The sequence below is a fragment of the Rhizobium sp. N731 genome (assembly GCF_001664145.1).
Taxonomy (GTDB): domain Bacteria; phylum Pseudomonadota; class Alphaproteobacteria; order Rhizobiales; family Rhizobiaceae; genus Rhizobium; species Rhizobium esperanzae.
In genome coordinates this window covers 181,275-195,380 of record NZ_CP013604.1, presented here as the reverse complement: position 1 = coordinate 195,380, position 14,106 = coordinate 181,275, and the positions used below count along the sequence as shown (strand labels likewise).

The following is a 14,106-nucleotide window of genomic DNA, read 5'->3' as shown; positions in this document are numbered from 1 at the left end:
GTCAGCCTCCCAACGATTTGCCCATCCGCTCCAGCCGGCCGTCGGCTGCCTCGGCGTTGCGGCAATTGGGCGTATCGCGGAGTTCTCCGGGATTGTTACGGCATCTAGCGAGCAGACCATCGTCCGGCATGAGCTCATCGACGGTGTAAATCTTATCCACCTGTGGGGAGCAGGCCACCAGAAAAAGCAAGGCCGCGCTGGAAAGAAGCCACTTCATTTCAGCGCCGCTCCCATCGTGTCCATGCGCTTGCGCCAGTCCTCGGCCTTGCGCTGCTCATCGACCTGCACCTGGGCCTGCTGGACCATCTGCAGGCCCTGCATGCGCAGGACGTCGGTTTGCAGGAAGGCGGTCTCGGCCTGGAGACGGGCCTGCAGATCGGCGATGTCCTTGGCGTCGGCCGCACCGGAGATTTTCTGGCGAAGCTCATCGATGCCGCCGATGCGCTTGGTCGCCGCATCGTAGATCTGCCGGCCGAGGCTCATCTGCCCGGCGTTCTGGTTCTGGATGCGCGACAGTTCCTGCGCATAGAAATCGTCGGCATCGGTGCGATAGCTGGAGTTATCCTGAAGGAATTTCGAAGCGGAACTGCCGAAGACGCCGCTGCCGGAACCTTGGAACAGGCCCTCGATTGCGTTGAAGTCCTGCGGAAGCGCCTTGCGGATCGACGGATCGTTCAGCAGGTTGGCGACGTCGGCCATGTTGGTGATCTTGTTCAGCGAGCCGTAGAGCTGCTGGGCTTGCTGGAGCTGCTGGTTCAAGGCGTCGAGCTGGGACTTCAGCTGCGTGATGCTCTCAATCTGCTTGGCGATCGATGTCTGATCGATGACCGGGATGCCCTGGGCCGACGCCAGCATCGCCGACGCTAAAAGAGCGGCCGATACAAATAATGGCCGCATCGTTCCTGTTCGGATCATGCTGTCTTCCTCCTCTGATGAAACACGGCAAGCCAATCCTCCCGTCCCTCGCCGATCTCCAAACGGATAGCATCGGCAAGCTCGACATTGGCCGTCCGGCCGGAGAGGATGGCAAGTTCGTCGTCGAAGCCGTTGAGGTTCAGCTCGGCGACAACGCTGTTGTGCCCCTGCTTGACGATGAACCGGCGGCTCTCGACAGAGAGTTCGCGTGAGACGAGCTCGAATTCGCGCTCAGTCAGCTTGAAGCCGTCGACATAGTCGGCGCGGTCGCCGCGCGGGTTCGGAAGAAAGATCTGGGTCGGGCACTGCTCGATGATCGTGTGGGCGATCGGCGATACGATGGCGTCGCGCGGGCTCTGGGTCGCAAACAGCATGAGACCGTTCTGCTTGCGGATCGTCTTGAGCTTGTTCTGGGCGAGATCACGAAAGCCTTCGTCCTGCAGCGCCTTCCAGAACTCGTCGATGACGATGATGATGCGACGCCCGTCGATCAGCTGCTCGATGCGATAGAACAGGTAGGCCATCAACGGCGTGCGGATCTCCTCATTGTCGAGGAAATCGGTCATGTCGTAGCCGATGAACCTGGGGCCGATACCGATATCGTCAGCCTCGTTGTCGAAGACCCAGCCAAGCGGCCCGCCCCTCTCCCACCGTCGCAGACGTGCGGCAATGCCCTCGGGATCGGTATTGTTGAGGAAGGTGCGCAGGGCGCCGATGGAGCGACGCTCCACCGGCAGGTCCGCCACCCCGTCGACCGCCGAGGTGATGTCGCGCAACTCGGTAATCGATAATTCGCCAGGTCCGGATCGGACCAGCTTGGCGATCCAACCGGTGAGGAATACTTTGTTTTCCGCAGTGAATTCCAGTGCTTTCAACGGCGCGCAGCCGGTGGCGACACCATTTCTCAGCGGCAGATAGGTGCCGCCGGCCGCCCGCACGAAGAGATCCGCGCCGCGGTCCTTGTCGAAAAAGACCATATGCGGATCGTGCTTTTCGAGCTGCGACAGCATGAAGTTCAACAGCACCGTCTTGCCCGCACCCGACGGGCCGCAGACGAACGTGTTGCCGAGGTCGCCGTGGTGAAAGTTGAAATAGAAGGGTGAGCCGGACGCGGTCTTGAGCATGGCGACCGCCGGTCCCCACTCGTTGCCGTCCTTCTGACCTGTCGGATAGGAGTGATAGGGAGCAAGGGCTGCGAAGTTGCGCGACGTGATCGCTCCCGAGCGCGCGCGATAGCGGAAATTGCCCGGCACTTGCGCCCACCAGGCAGCCTCGAGCCCAAGATCCTCGCGGGCGACGACCGCGCCGCCGCTGGTGAGATAGGCCCGCGCTTTCGCCATGTGATCAGTCAGTTCCTTGACCGAGGGCGCGAAGACGGCAAGCGTAAGATGATGTTCCCCAAGAACGAAGCGATTGGATTCGAGATCGTCCATCGCCTCACCGAGTTCTTCGATCTGCGAGGCTGCCTTGTCGCCGGCACTGACCATCTGGTTCTGCTTGCGACCCATGATCGTGCGGGCATCGGCCTTTGAGGTGAAGGCGAAGGACTGCGTCAGGATGAGCTCGAAAGGTGCGGTCAGGATAGCGTCGAGCATGCCGCTGCGCGTCGTCGCCGGATATTCCTTGAAGCCGAACATGCCGGCATAGCGGCTGTCGGCCTCGTGACGGATTTCAATGGTCTCGCGCCCGAAAATGACCCTATCGGAATAGATCGCCGAGGAAATTCGTCCCTCCGTCAATGGGATCGGCTCCCGCCGTCCACCGACGATCTGGTGGAGAACTTCGCTCGGCTCGGAGAACAGGATGCCGTCATGTTCGTGGAGGGTAAGCTGCCGCGGCCCAAAGCGCTGCAGGCCGGCGGCGACATCCGCCACGTGGTCACGCAGATGCTTCAGAGCCTGCCCGTCAAGTTCGGTATCGGATCGGCGCGCCTTGCTGAGTCGAGAGAGAAGCTTGGCGGCCTTTTCGGCCGCATCCCGCCCGGGATGCCAGACAAGGGTGAGGTAGAGATCGTTGCGAAACAGGTCTTCATTCACCATCCGCTCCCGATATCGCGCGTTCAGACCGTCGGAAAAGGGATTGGCGAAGCGTCCCTCGGGATAGGCATTGTCGCGGCGGCGCACCACATGCGTCCAGAGCGCCAGTCGCTCGTCGGCGATATTGCGATAGAGCGTGTTCAGGCTGCGGTGCAGGCCGTTGAGATCCCTGACGTCTGATGTCTCGAAGGAAACGCCGTCGAGAGCGATCATTGTCATCAACGCTCGGGATTCGAGCGCAATCGTCGTCTCGTCGACATGCCTGACATAGGGAATGAAGGTCTCCGGCCCTAGCTCGCGCGACCGGAGCGTCGCAATGTTAGACAAAGCTGAGATCCCTTTCGTCATAACGCCGGGTGAGCGTCAGAGGCGAGAGAGTGGCGCCGCCCCAATACGCGGTATTGCGGGAGCGGCCACGGGTTTCGATCCACGCAATCAGGATCCGAAACATATTGTGGTCGTGCTTGACGAGCGCGCGAAACAGGACATGGAAAACGATGCCGACCAGCGCGTAGGCGATTGATCCCGCAGTGATATAAAGGATGGTCGTCAGCATGATGTTGACGCCCATCGCCTCCATCGTCACGCCAGCGATCATTGCCGGGCGCGTGCAGGCGAGAAACAACGTGTCGTCTTCGAGACTCGGAATGCTCGCCATAGCGCTCAATTCCCGACGATGGTATTGACCAGCTCGGTGGCGCCGAAAATGCCGCCGATCCCGATGATCCAGAAGCCGGCCCGCCTCAAATCCATGTAGCCAAACATCCAGGCGATGCAGATAATGATGACGGCGATGACGGCCAGTAGGCGGGCGATATTGCCGGTCAGCATGTCGACGATGTTCTGCAAAACGGTTTCGATACCGGCGGCCTGGGCGAAGGCTGGCTCGACCAGGCAGATGACAATGGCGGCCGCCATCAGCGTGGATGCGGCAAGGGGGCGAAGAGGGGCTTTGGAGATCATTCACTTTGCTCCGATCGATCATTCTGGAAAACGAGAATCGAGGATTGCCGCCCTGAGCTGAACACGTCCCAGGATGGAGCCTCGACGGTTTGGGAGGGTTGTAAAGGCGGTTCGGGAAGTGCTGGTACCACCTCATCCTGTGGCTGCCCGCCCGACCCGGCCTGGTCACCGCGTGCGCCAATGGTGAGCGAGGCAAGCGTTGGCGATAACTGCTTTGCTTCCTGGCGTACCTGCTCGTCATATTTGGCCATGGCGCCGAGGGATGGATCATCGCGGCCATAATAGGACTGGAGCATCACCCTTTCGGCCTGAGCCGGATCCCCCGCGCGTAATGCGGCGCGGTAGTATCCGTCGAGAAGCGTAGCCGTGGCCTTGAGGTTCATGCAGGGATCGAAGGCGTCGGCGACGGATAGCTTCAGTTTTTGGAGCGCCTCGATGCCAATACCGCCAAGGCCGATCTGAATATCCTGGCGATCGGCATGCAGAGACGTGGCAACCTCGATCGCTTCGGCCTTCGATGCGGGTTGGGTGGCCAGCGGCGGGCCGGTGTTGATGCGGATGGCGAAGGGCTGAAACCGGCTCTCAAGGCTGACAATGCCGGCCAGCGTCTCGACCTGAACCATCGGCGCACAGGTTTGCGCGATTTCGACGAATGCAGCACCCATCGGTCAGTACCAAACGCGCTGTTTACCGGCGCCGTCGATGGTGACATCGACATAGTGCGGCTGCGATCGCACATTCGGACGACTTGTCGGATAGCCCATGCACTGGCGGTGCCCGTCCACGCGCTGCCAATGTGGCGACAGGACCGAATTGTCGCGGGACGTATAGTCGTTCCTATCCCAGCAGAGGCTGTTGCTCACCGGCTGCGGCGATGTCGACACGCAGGTTGCTTGCCGACCGCCGCGACCGCTATCAGTCGTGAGCTTGTACCCCGCATCGCAATAATAGGGTTCATAGCCCGGCCCCGAACTCTGAAAACCGACGCCGCTACAGGTCGGGAATGAGTGCCCCTCGGCAAGCTCCCGCCACAGCTTCTGGATCGGCGGCCGGCATTCGGCATATTGCGTCGGCCCGCCGGGATTGGAAAGGCATAGGATAACCTGGCATCCCCAATCCTCGGCCCGCGCTTTACTGCCGAAAATAAGATAGGGTGGCGCAACGAAGCAGATCGTAAGCAGTGAATTCAGGAGAAGGCTTTTCATGAACAGGATCCTTCGAGACGATGGCGCCCTATTGCGTTTCGGGAGACCCAATCTGCCTGCCCGCGTTCATACTGTCGTATATAACATAGTTAAATGACATGACAAGCGCGATTAAAACGCAATGGCACAACCTTGCCTTCTCGGGACTTATTCTCCATGAGATCCTCGACCATCCGCTGGAGGACGAGACCCCGCAGGCGAGGCTGAAGCAGATCGGCATGATGACGATCCTCTATACGATGACTCAGGCCCATCAGAAGCTAACCCTCTCTAATATAATTGAGATTACCGAGCTAACACGCAGCGGTGTGAAGGAGACGGTCGACCTTTTGGTAAAGCGGGGAATGCTGGTGGAGACGATGGGGAAGAACTCCATGGGCCGGGGAACGGCGCGGCAATTCGAGATCTCTCAGGACCTCCTGAGCAAGCTGAGCTCTTTCCGCACCAGCCAGGAGGCGGGGTTAAACTGACTGATTTTCGGCTTTAATGAGTGAGATGCGAATCATCTGGCAGTCCCGATCGTATGGTTGCCGGCAGCGATCAGGGATAATGGGGCAACCCGCCCGCAGGCGGGTTCCAATCAAACAATGAAGAGTATCGGAGAAATCAGCATAGCGGCGCCGTCAGGCGGATTTCGGGAATTCTCGTCACGCTAAGGGCGGAACAAGGGCAGCCGCAGGAGCCTCAGCATAGCGGCCGTCAAGGGAGGCGGGACCGACTGCCCCCGCCCGTGCGTTCCCTATCTCCGTCGCCGCTCAGCATATGGAGCGCGTTGCGCACCGGCGAACTCGGCTGGAACATGACCTACCGGTGAGGGCGCCGATGGTTGGCTCTCCAGTGTCTATCCGGCATTACGCGCCAAGCGAAAACAGATTTCATGAACGGGTCCAACGCGTTTGGACGGAGAGATCGCTAATCCCAGGCAGGATCTGACGAAACAGGAAAGACGTTGTTTGCAGCTTTTATCCGACGGCGATAGTGACGGTGCTATCCATAGGAGACTGAAACTTATCCATTCAAACCGTCCGCCTCCATCTTTCCAATGCGCGCCAGCGGCTGCAGGCACCCGCTCGTGTTGAGGCCGCGGCCAAAGCTGTCAGCGCAAATTTATCAAAGCAATATTTTTTGCTAGTTCCAAATAGATCATCCGACGACCCGCTGTCATCAACGCTTCTCTCGATGCTACGCACGACGACTCGTTCGCGCGGGACATCGTTCTCGTTCGCCCTCGGCGGACGATGGCTTCCGCCATCGCGATGCTAAGGGAGGATCTGCCGGAGGAGGTTGCAAGCCTGCACAGTCGCGTGATTTTCAGCATCGACGGTCGAGGGGATGCGCTGGTTCTCACCACGGGCCGCATGACGACGCCGTCGGAATACTTCGCGCGTCACTTCAATATGCCGGTGAACACGCCCCACTAGCTGCGCGAGGTCAATGCCTGACGATTTTAGACGCCGGTTCGCGGGATAGGAGCTTGCGGCCGTCGGGTCGCGGCAGTGGGCGGCGTCCGGGTGGCTAAGAAGGAGACGGCTCACGCCGCCTCCTCCTCGTTGAGGTCCGGCTGCAAGTCATGCAGATAGTCGACCGCGCGCTGGGCATGAGCTGCCGCTGAAAAGATGGCACGCTTGTCGCTGCCGAGAACCTTGAGCCAGTCATCGAGATAGCTTGCATGGTCGGGGCGTGGTTCGAGCTCGGGGACGATACCAAGATCGGCGCAGAGAAAGCAGCTGCCGAGTTCGGCAATGAGCTCTTCGCGGGCGCGTTCGCTCCTGTCTTTCGCATAGCGGCTGAGATCCCGATCGAGCCTTCGCGGTGCAGCGGTCCAGTGCGTCATCTCGTGACTGAGAACGGCGACATAGGATGCATCGTCCCGGAAGGCGTCGAAGCACGGCATCTGGATGTAGTCACGGGCAGCAGCATAATAGGCCGCCGATCCTCCATGGCGGATCAGGGCGCCGGTATTGGCAAAGAAGCGGCCGGCAGCACCGATGCAGCTCATCCAATCCTGGTCAGGCGCGATGGAATGGGCAAGGCCATCAAGGCCGGTGATCTGGTCGGTGTTGAACACGGTGTAGGTTTTGAGGAAGGGGATGTCGCGTTCGATTTCGGCGCCTGTCTCCGTCGTCTCGGCGCGGATGAAAGAGCTGGCGAAGACGACGGTCGTGCCGGTTTCGCCCCTGCGGACGGCGCCGCCGAGCTCGATTGCCTGGCGAAACGTCATCCACCTTGGTGATGCAAAGCCGCGGGCGATGGCTTCAGACCAGAGGAGCAGAGCATTGATGCCGGTGTAGGGTTGGCCATTGTGGCGCAGTGGCCGGCTGACCTCGGCTGTCCAGCCTCCCGTCGTCCATGGCTTGGTCCATGGACGGACGCCCTGTTTGAGATCGGCGATGATCTTGGTGGTGATGCGGCTGTAGATATCGGATCGTTGATTGGATTGCTGCCTGTTCATCTCTGAACCTCCGTTCGAGGTCGCGGCCATCGCGACCTGCTACGGCGGTCCAAAAGCCAGGCTGCAAGTGCGGCCAGCACCCGCAGGGCCGCAACGAAGTGAAGGACGGCAAAGCCGTTGCGGGCAGCGCGAGCCTGGCAGGACCAAAAGCCGGGGCAGGACGGATGCAGCAACACCACGGCGAGACAGGTTTGAAACCCAGGCAGAAATGAAAAATCCAGTCTATTACGCAAGGCGGGAGCGTCCGGGATGAATCGATGGACCCGAAGCGTGGCGTCGACCTTGCGCGCCCGTTCCTCGTCGACGCAATGGAGAAGGTTAGCAACGAGAGTGCCATTTCGTCGAGGAAGCCAAGACCGCCGAGACCAAACTCGTAGTCTTCGCGCGCATGCAATTCGACCCGTACCTCAGCCCCTACTTCGTCGCCAACCAGGACAAGATGCGGGTAGAGTTCGAGGATCCGTATATCCTCATCCACGAAAAGAAGCTATCGAACCTGCAGTCCTTGCTGCCGGTAAGTTGAGGTCTGATGGAGCATTCCAATCGGCCGACCGCCTTCAGCAAATAGGCAGAACCATTACGAAATCACGGCGCAATCGCTGGCGTTTTTTTCCGCCACCCGTTCAAATGGCCGAAAGTTTCGAGTTGATCGAATTGAAGCTCCCGTGTTCGGGAAGTGGTGGGATCCGGGAACGTTTGGCAAGATTCAACGAACCACTGGCCGCCACGCCCAGAGAGGGTCATAGGGAATACGATGACAAGCGCGGACGCTCAGTCGTTCAGTCAGGTTGCGAGCACGTATCAGCTTGGGATCGGTATGACTCACATAGCGCCTCCAACTGATTTACGGCACTAGCCAAATCGTGAAGTTCCGATTTCAGCGATTGGATGATGTCGAAATGTCCGGAGCCATTCGAATTCGCAGTTGAACTTGTCAAATCCGCAGAATTTCTATTCGGATGGGGAAATGGGATGAGCTTTTGCACGGTTATGCTTTTGACGATATTGACGCAGAATAGTAGATTGTACTGGGCAAGTCTTTGCAATGGCAATCGAAAGCGAAAACACGTCAACGTATGTTTCGTCGCGCAATTCGGCACAGGGCCTGCATATTTCGGAACATCAAAGCACCTGAAGTTTTAAGTAGTTCCTATTGGTCCGCGTTTTATCCAATCGCCCAGAGTAGTTTGGGCTTCCGTTGGATGAGTGCGGTATAAACAGCGCCGCAGGTGGCGTGGATCCTGCGCGCTGTTAGCCGTAGGCTTCACGCGGTTCGGGTCCCAACAGATGCGGGAGGCAAGCGCATGAGTGCCACCCCTTCCTCGGGCATCGGCGTAAGATGGGAATCACCGCGAGAGAACTCGAGCACTGCGTTTGCAGCGAGAAGTTCGGACTTCGGGATGGGCTTGCTATAGTAGAACCCCTGTGCCACAGCGCAGCCGCTTTCAGCCAAGAATTTTTCTTGATCGACCGTCTCCACGCCCTCAGCGACTACATTTTGCCCTAGGCAGCGCGCAATTGAGAGAATTGCCTTGACCAGTTCTCTACTTCGCTTGTCGGATCGATTGATGAATGACCGGTCAATTTTGAGGGTATCAATGGGAAAGTTAGCCAAATAGCTCAGAGATGAGTAGCCGGTGCCGAAATCATCGATCGCTATGGAAATTCCGCTCGCATGCAATTGAGAGAGTGTCGTCGAAACGCCCTCGCAGTTATGGAGCAGGAGACTCTCAGTTATTTCAACCTCGATCCACTCCGCACGACAACCGGTTTCCTGCAATACGTCCGCCACCGTTTGCGACAAACGCGGGCATTGAAACTGCTTAGGAGACAAATTTATCGCAATCTTGTGCGGGGGCAGTCCATCTGCATTCATGACGGCAGCCGTGCAACACGCCTCATGCAGCACCCATCGTCCAAGATCGATGATCAATCCCGTTTCCTCGGCGACACCTATGAATTCTCCCGGAGGGATCATTCCCATCTTCGGATGATGCCATCGTAGCAGTGCTTCTGAACCGATCACCTTTCCGTTGTCCAATAGGACCTTTGGCTGATAATGGAGTTCAAGTTGCTCATGTTTCAAAGCTAGGCGTAGGTCTGATTCTAGCGCTAGGCGCTTTTCAGCCCCAATCGTGAGATCCTTTGAGTAGAAGCGGAAGTTGCTACGCCCCGAGCGCTTCGCCAAATACATCGCAGAATCCGCATATTTCACCAAATCGTCGGGAGCGTCGCCGTCATTTGGAAATACCGATATCCCGATGCTGCAGGATACAAAGATCTCCCTGTCGGAAAGCATGAAGCGTTCGCCGAATGCGGCAAGCATTCTGCTGGCAATTTGAGCCAAATCGTCATTGTCCTGAACATTGGGCAGCAAGACTGCAAATTCATCTCCACCGAGTCTCGCCACGGTGTCGCTGGCACGGACGCCTTTTTTCATGCGCGTCGCCACCTGCCGCAGCAACTCGTCACCGACGGGATGTCCCATAGTGTCATTGATCGCCTTGAAATGGTCCATGTCGATCAGCATCACCCCGGCTCGCTGGCCCGCCGAAGCCGCGTCCCCGATCATCTCGCGTAGCCGTTCATTGAAAAGTGTCCGGTTAGGCAGGCCGGTCAGAGAATCGTAGAATGCCATCTGATGGATTTTCTTACGGGACGTGTCCAGTTCGGTGATATCGCGGGCGACGCCGAGGATCCCCATCAGCTTTCCCCCCGTGAATACCGGAACCTTACGAGTCTCCAAAAGCGTTGATCGACCGTCCTCGTGAGCGGTAAACCGTTCCTCATTGATGAGAATACGGCCGGCTTGCATGGCCTCCTCATCCTTGTCACGAAAAAACTGGGCGAGTTCGGGAGTAAACAGGTCATAATCCGTTTTCCCGACGATTTCCGCTTCTGCCTTGCCGACCAATTCTTCGAAGGCATGATTGCACAACAGATATTTGCCTGTTACGTCTTTCAGCCATACCATATCCGGAATGGTCTGCAGGACACTTAGGAGGCGAGCCCGAGCTTCAATAGTCGTGCCCTCGGCGTGCTTTCGTTCGGTAATATCGCGAGATAACACCAGAAAAGTGACGGTTGAGTGATTGCTGCTTGGTCGCCTTGCGACCGACAGTTCAAACCAACGGGATTCGCCGTTTGGTAGGGCTATACGGACACAACGACCGTAGGAGGCGCCGGTTTCATCGGCTTCTTCAAGAGCCAGCATAGCGATGTCGGCCTGATCTGGAGGGAGCACATCGCGGACAAGCTTGCCGAGCAGCACTTCTTTTCGCTGCGCCAGGATCTCCTGATTCCTTGCCCAGACCTGCAGGTAGCGACCGTCGGCATTTACCTCGAACAGAACGTCAGGAATGGCGGCAATAATTCCCTCTGCGAATTCAAGAGCCTCTTTGAGATCATGCTCCGCACGTTTTCGCTCTGTGATGTCCAACATCGCGCCAACCAAGCCGATCCTGTTACCAGCGATATCAGTGATTGCGGTCTTGCTGAGTAAAAGATCAACGACACCACCATTCTCGGTGGTGGCCTTTGCTTCATATTGCTGAACACCGCCATTTGCAAAAAGCGCCTCGTCCAACGCGGCATACGTCTCGGCTATGGGTGCGGGCACCAAATCGAAAACGGTTTTTCCGATAATATCTCCCTTTGAGCGGCCGGAGAAGCTTTCGAAGGCCCTGTTGCAACCAAGGTGTATCCCATCTCTGTTTTTGAAGAAGACGGGTAACGGGATCGCGTCGAGTACGACGGCACTGGACATCTCTTCGGTGTTGAATGGCAAGTCGACGTTTGTCGCAGGATGCCGGGGATTCGCCCGGAAAGCCTTCTCAAACGGTTGCTTCAGACTTGCGACATCTGCGTCGTGACCGTGCGATGGCCGGACAACGGAGGCTTCCGAAAATGGCGGGGCCGTGCCCGTGGCAAGCGGAGGGCTGGCATTGACCGCGTTGCGGAAGGCTCCACGCCCCTGGTCGATTTGAGCATCAGTCGGCATCTGCACTTCCACTGGCTGTTCGGGGCGGGATGTGCGTTCCGATTGACGTACGTGTTTCATGTGCCTGTCCTGCTTTGTCACGTGGCTGAGCAATCATGCGTCAAGCCAGCATTTTGTTAGGACCGCACAAGTCATTTGGCGGAGTACCATGCCGCTACCCCACCGGGATATCGCTCTCATTCAGAATCATCAAAGACGTGTATTTGCATGTGGTCGGCGACGCCGCCCATATCATTTAGAACGCTTGCCAATCATCATTCGAAGGCGCGAGCACCAGGTTACCACGGCGCATCGGATAGTCTCCGCGGTCAACCATTGTCTGACCGGGCGGGAAGCTCTTCCCAAGTTCGCCCGTGACCTTCTGTGGCTTCCCGCTCTCGTCTTTGAAGTGGAAATGTTTCAACAGTGCGGCTAGGCTTTGGCTCTCTTGAGCGAGGTGCGATCCTGCAGTATTCATCTCCGCGACCATGCTCGCATTTTCTTGAGTGGCATGGTCCATATGGTTAACCGCGCCGTTGATCTCGCGCAGGCCCGACGATTGTTCCTGGGAGGCCGTTGCGATTGCGTCCATATGAAGATTTACATCCTGCACAAGCTCTTCAATCGTTCTCAGGCCCGATCCGGTTTCACTCACGAGCCTTACGCCTTCGTCGACGGCAAGAGCTGAATTGCCGATGAGATCCTTGATTTCTTTTGCCGCTGTCGCTGAGCGCTGTGCAAGCTCCCTGACCTCCTGGGCAACAACCGCAAAGCCTTTTCCCGCGTCGCCAGCACGCGCTGCTTCGACGCCGGCGTTCAGCGCCAGGAGGTTCGTTTGGAAGGCGATCGCGTCGATGACGCTGATGATCTGGGAAATCTGCTTGGAGGAGTTTTCAATGCGATTCATGGCGCCGATAGCATCGCGTACAACCCGACCGGACATTTCCGCATGATTTCGCATCTGTTGGACGGCTCCGCGCGCCTCAGCCGTCCTCTTCGTGGTCGATGCAACGTTGACGGTTATCTCCTCCAACGCCGCTGCAGTTTCCTCGAGCGAAGCCGCCTGCTGCTCCGTGCGTCTTGAAAGATTTTCAGATGCGGCCGAGACGCCCGAGCTGCCATTCGTGACCGTTTCGACTGAATGGCCGACGGTAACAAGCACGTCCCGGAGCTGACGAATGGAAGCGTTGAAATCCCTGCGCAAACTTTCAAACTGTGGCGCTAACGGCTCCTCAATCTCATAAATCAAGTCTCCATCCGCCATCCGCTTCAACCCGGTTGCCAATGCCGTCGTCGCTCGGATGAGGCGCTCTTCTGCTTCTTTTTCCGCTCTTACCTGAATATCCAGCTTCTCTTGGTCAGAACGAATGCGCTCAGCTTCCGCGGATGTCTCCAGGTTACTTTTCTGTATGGCCGCGCCGCGGAAAAACTCAAGGCAACGCGCCATGTCCCCGATCTCGTCGCGTCGGATTGTCAAGGGCACCGGCGCCGACGTATCGCCTTCTGCGAGTGCCTTCATTCGGCTTGTCAGAGTCCGAATGGAGCTTGAAATTCTCCGAACGACCGAAATGCACAAAATGAGTACCGTAGACATGATCAGAAGCGTGGCGCCGGAGTAGCCGATAAAGGCATTGCGAAGATCGGCGTAACGCTGAAATGCCATCTCGTCCAACTCGTCGCCGGTGCGCATAATGAGTGCGGTCAACAAAGCAGCCCGCTGTTGGGTGATTTCATTCCATCGATCCAACGTCTCGGGGGGGAAGGAAACGCCCGGCTGGTTTGCATACATCTGATCGCGAACGCCCGCGATGAACTTGCCTGCGGCGCTGGCCTCGAAGTCGTCATAAGATTTGACGAGATCGGCGGGGAGAAATTCCTGCATCGCAGGCACATAAAGCTGCTTTAGATTTTTTGACTGTAAGAGGGACGAAAATAGATCGACGGACATGGCTGAATTTTTGACGTAGGCTCGGCCGGGCCTGATCTCCAGCAAACTAGCTTCCGTGATCTGCATGAGCGCGTGAAAACCGGTAATTTGGCGTGCTAAATCCAAATCATTGACAGTCGCCCCAGTGCGACGGACGAGCTCCAAGCCCGCAAGGGCAGCTGGGCGCAAAGCAACAGCTCCCTCCGCCTCGCTAGCCGTTCCGTCATCGACGCGCCGGCGGAAGCTATCGATATTGTCCCGCCTTTCACGAATGATCTGTACCGCCCGTTCTATGGCCGGATCGTCGAATGCCTTTTTCCAAGAGTCGTAAGCGGAAAAGACCGCTGTAAAAGCCCTGTCCGATGCAGCTTGCTTTGCCCGACGCACGTCGGCGCCTGCAAACGCTTCCGCCGCTATAGCTTGGGCGAGGAATCCGCCTTCCCGCCCAAGTCGCTGCGTTGTTTGTGCGCTGCGGAAGGTAGAGTATTCTCGGTAATATCCCAGTGATGTTGATACTCCGATGATTACGAACGCCGTCAACGGGATAATTGCCAAAATCATTAAAAGTAGAGATAGCGGCAGTCTCGACATATGTTCCTCATAGACGACTATAAATTACACCGGCTTCC

Annotated in this window: 12 protein-coding genes and 1 pseudogene; 3 read left to right on the top strand and 10 right to left on the bottom strand. The window is 57.7% G+C overall.

What is annotated here, in order from left to right; translation table 11 throughout:
- Window position 1 precedes the first annotated feature (1 nt).
- From AMK02_RS24155 to AMK02_RS24125, 7 genes are read right to left on the bottom strand one after another with little or no spacing between them, the layout of a single operon-like run.
- On the bottom strand, window positions 2-217 hold the full coding sequence (locus AMK02_RS24155) for an EexN family lipoprotein (RefSeq protein ID WP_016737449.1): 216 nt from the start codon (window positions 215-217) through the stop codon (window positions 2-4).
- A complete protein-coding gene (gene virB5, locus AMK02_RS24150; RefSeq protein WP_016737448.1) occupies window positions 214-915 on the bottom strand; it encodes a P-type DNA transfer protein VirB5 in 702 nt (233 codons plus the stop codon). The genes AMK02_RS24155 and virB5 overlap by 4 nt, the downstream gene beginning before the upstream one ends.
- The gene (locus AMK02_RS24145) at window positions 912-3,278 is read right to left on the bottom strand and encodes a VirB4 family type IV secretion/conjugal transfer ATPase (RefSeq protein ID WP_046977188.1); all 2,367 of its coding nucleotides are present in this window, start codon (window positions 3,276-3,278) and stop codon (window positions 912-914) included. Before AMK02_RS24145 ends, virB5 begins: the two co-directional genes overlap by 4 nt.
- Complete coding sequence (locus AMK02_RS24140; RefSeq protein WP_011053369.1) at window positions 3,271-3,609, bottom strand: type IV secretion system protein VirB3; 339 nt, start codon at window positions 3,607-3,609, stop codon at window positions 3,271-3,273. The genes AMK02_RS24145 and AMK02_RS24140 overlap by 8 nt, the downstream gene beginning before the upstream one ends.
- 5 nt (window positions 3,610-3,614) lie before the next feature.
- Window positions 3,615-3,914, bottom strand: coding sequence for a TrbC/VirB2 family protein (locus tag AMK02_RS24135; protein ID WP_007636189.1), 300 nt, complete (start codon window positions 3,912-3,914; stop codon window positions 3,615-3,617).
- The gene (locus AMK02_RS24130; protein WP_016737445.1) at window positions 3,911-4,579 is read right to left on the bottom strand and encodes a transglycosylase SLT domain-containing protein; all 669 of its coding nucleotides are present in this window, start codon (window positions 4,577-4,579) and stop codon (window positions 3,911-3,913) included. Before AMK02_RS24130 ends, AMK02_RS24135 begins: the two co-directional genes overlap by 4 nt.
- Window positions 4,580-4,582: 3 nt before the next feature.
- A complete protein-coding gene (locus AMK02_RS24125; protein ID WP_016737444.1) occupies window positions 4,583-5,119 on the bottom strand; it encodes a hypothetical protein in 537 nt (178 codons plus the stop codon).
- 98 nt (window positions 5,120-5,217) lie between these two features.
- Here AMK02_RS24125 and AMK02_RS24120 point away from each other — a divergent pair, with 98 nt between their 5' ends.
- Both AMK02_RS24120 and AMK02_RS24115 read left to right on the top strand, forming a co-directional pair.
- Entirely contained in the window at window positions 5,218-5,589 is a 372-nt protein-coding gene (locus AMK02_RS24120; protein ID WP_007636193.1) for a hypothetical protein, read from the top strand.
- A gap of 768 nt (window positions 5,590-6,357) precedes the next feature.
- Window positions 6,358-6,540, top strand: a complete 183-nt coding sequence (locus AMK02_RS24115; RefSeq protein ID WP_016737443.1) for a hypothetical protein — start codon at window positions 6,358-6,360, stop codon at window positions 6,538-6,540.
- A gap of 110 nt (window positions 6,541-6,650) precedes the next feature.
- Here AMK02_RS24115 and AMK02_RS24110 read toward each other — a convergent pair whose 3' ends face one another.
- Window positions 6,651-7,571 (bottom strand): ArdC family protein, encoded by a 921-nt coding sequence (locus AMK02_RS24110; protein WP_016737442.1) that lies wholly within the window; start codon window positions 7,569-7,571, stop codon window positions 6,651-6,653.
- Between the two features lie 293 nt (window positions 7,572-7,864).
- Between AMK02_RS24110 and groEL the strand changes: the two are divergent.
- Window positions 7,865-8,088, top strand: a pseudogene (gene groEL / locus AMK02_RS32280) (chaperonin GroEL); the annotation flags it as partial.
- A gap of 747 nt (window positions 8,089-8,835) precedes the next feature.
- On the opposite strand, the gene AMK02_RS24100 reads toward groEL, so the two are convergent.
- Entirely contained in the window at window positions 8,836-11,631 is a 2,796-nt protein-coding gene (locus AMK02_RS24100; RefSeq protein WP_016737441.1) for a sensor domain-containing protein, read from the bottom strand.
- 175 nt (window positions 11,632-11,806) lie between these two features.
- Entirely contained in the window at window positions 11,807-14,068 is a 2,262-nt protein-coding gene (locus AMK02_RS24095) for a methyl-accepting chemotaxis protein (protein WP_016737440.1), read from the bottom strand.
- Between the last annotated feature and the right edge of the window lie 38 nt (window positions 14,069-14,106).

What these genes read in the sequence shown, in the direction of transcription:
- AMK02_RS24155 (WP_016737449.1), bottom strand. Translation starts at nt 217, where the DNA reads ATGAAGTGGCTTCTTTCCAGCGCGGCCTTGCTTTTTCTGGTGGCCTGC.
- AMK02_RS24125 (WP_016737444.1), bottom strand. Translation starts at nt 5,119, where the DNA reads ATGAAAAGCCTTCTCCTGAATTCACTGCTTACGATCTGCTTCGTTGCG.
- AMK02_RS24100 (WP_016737441.1), bottom strand. Translation starts at nt 11,631, where the DNA reads ATGAAACACGTACGTCAATCGGAACGCACATCCCGCCCCGAACAGCCA.
- virB5 (WP_016737448.1), bottom strand. Translation starts at nt 915, where the DNA reads ATGATCCGAACAGGAACGATGCGGCCATTATTTGTATCGGCCGCTCTT.
- AMK02_RS24095 (WP_016737440.1), bottom strand. Translation starts at nt 14,068, where the DNA reads ATGTCGAGACTGCCGCTATCTCTACTTTTAATGATTTTGGCAATTATC.
- AMK02_RS24110 (WP_016737442.1), bottom strand. Translation starts at nt 7,571, where the DNA reads ATGAACAGGCAGCAATCCAATCAACGATCCGATATCTACAGCCGCATC.
- AMK02_RS24120 (WP_007636193.1), top strand. Translation starts at nt 5,218, where the DNA reads ATGACAAGCGCGATTAAAACGCAATGGCACAACCTTGCCTTCTCGGGA.
- AMK02_RS24130 (WP_016737445.1), bottom strand. Translation starts at nt 4,579, where the DNA reads ATGGGTGCTGCATTCGTCGAAATCGCGCAAACCTGTGCGCCGATGGTT.
- AMK02_RS24135 (WP_007636189.1), bottom strand. Translation starts at nt 3,914, where the DNA reads ATGATCTCCAAAGCCCCTCTTCGCCCCCTTGCCGCATCCACGCTGATG.
- AMK02_RS24115 (WP_016737443.1), top strand. Translation starts at nt 6,358, where the DNA reads ATGGCTTCCGCCATCGCGATGCTAAGGGAGGATCTGCCGGAGGAGGTT.
- AMK02_RS24140 (WP_011053369.1), bottom strand. Translation starts at nt 3,609, where the DNA reads ATGGCGAGCATTCCGAGTCTCGAAGACGACACGTTGTTTCTCGCCTGC.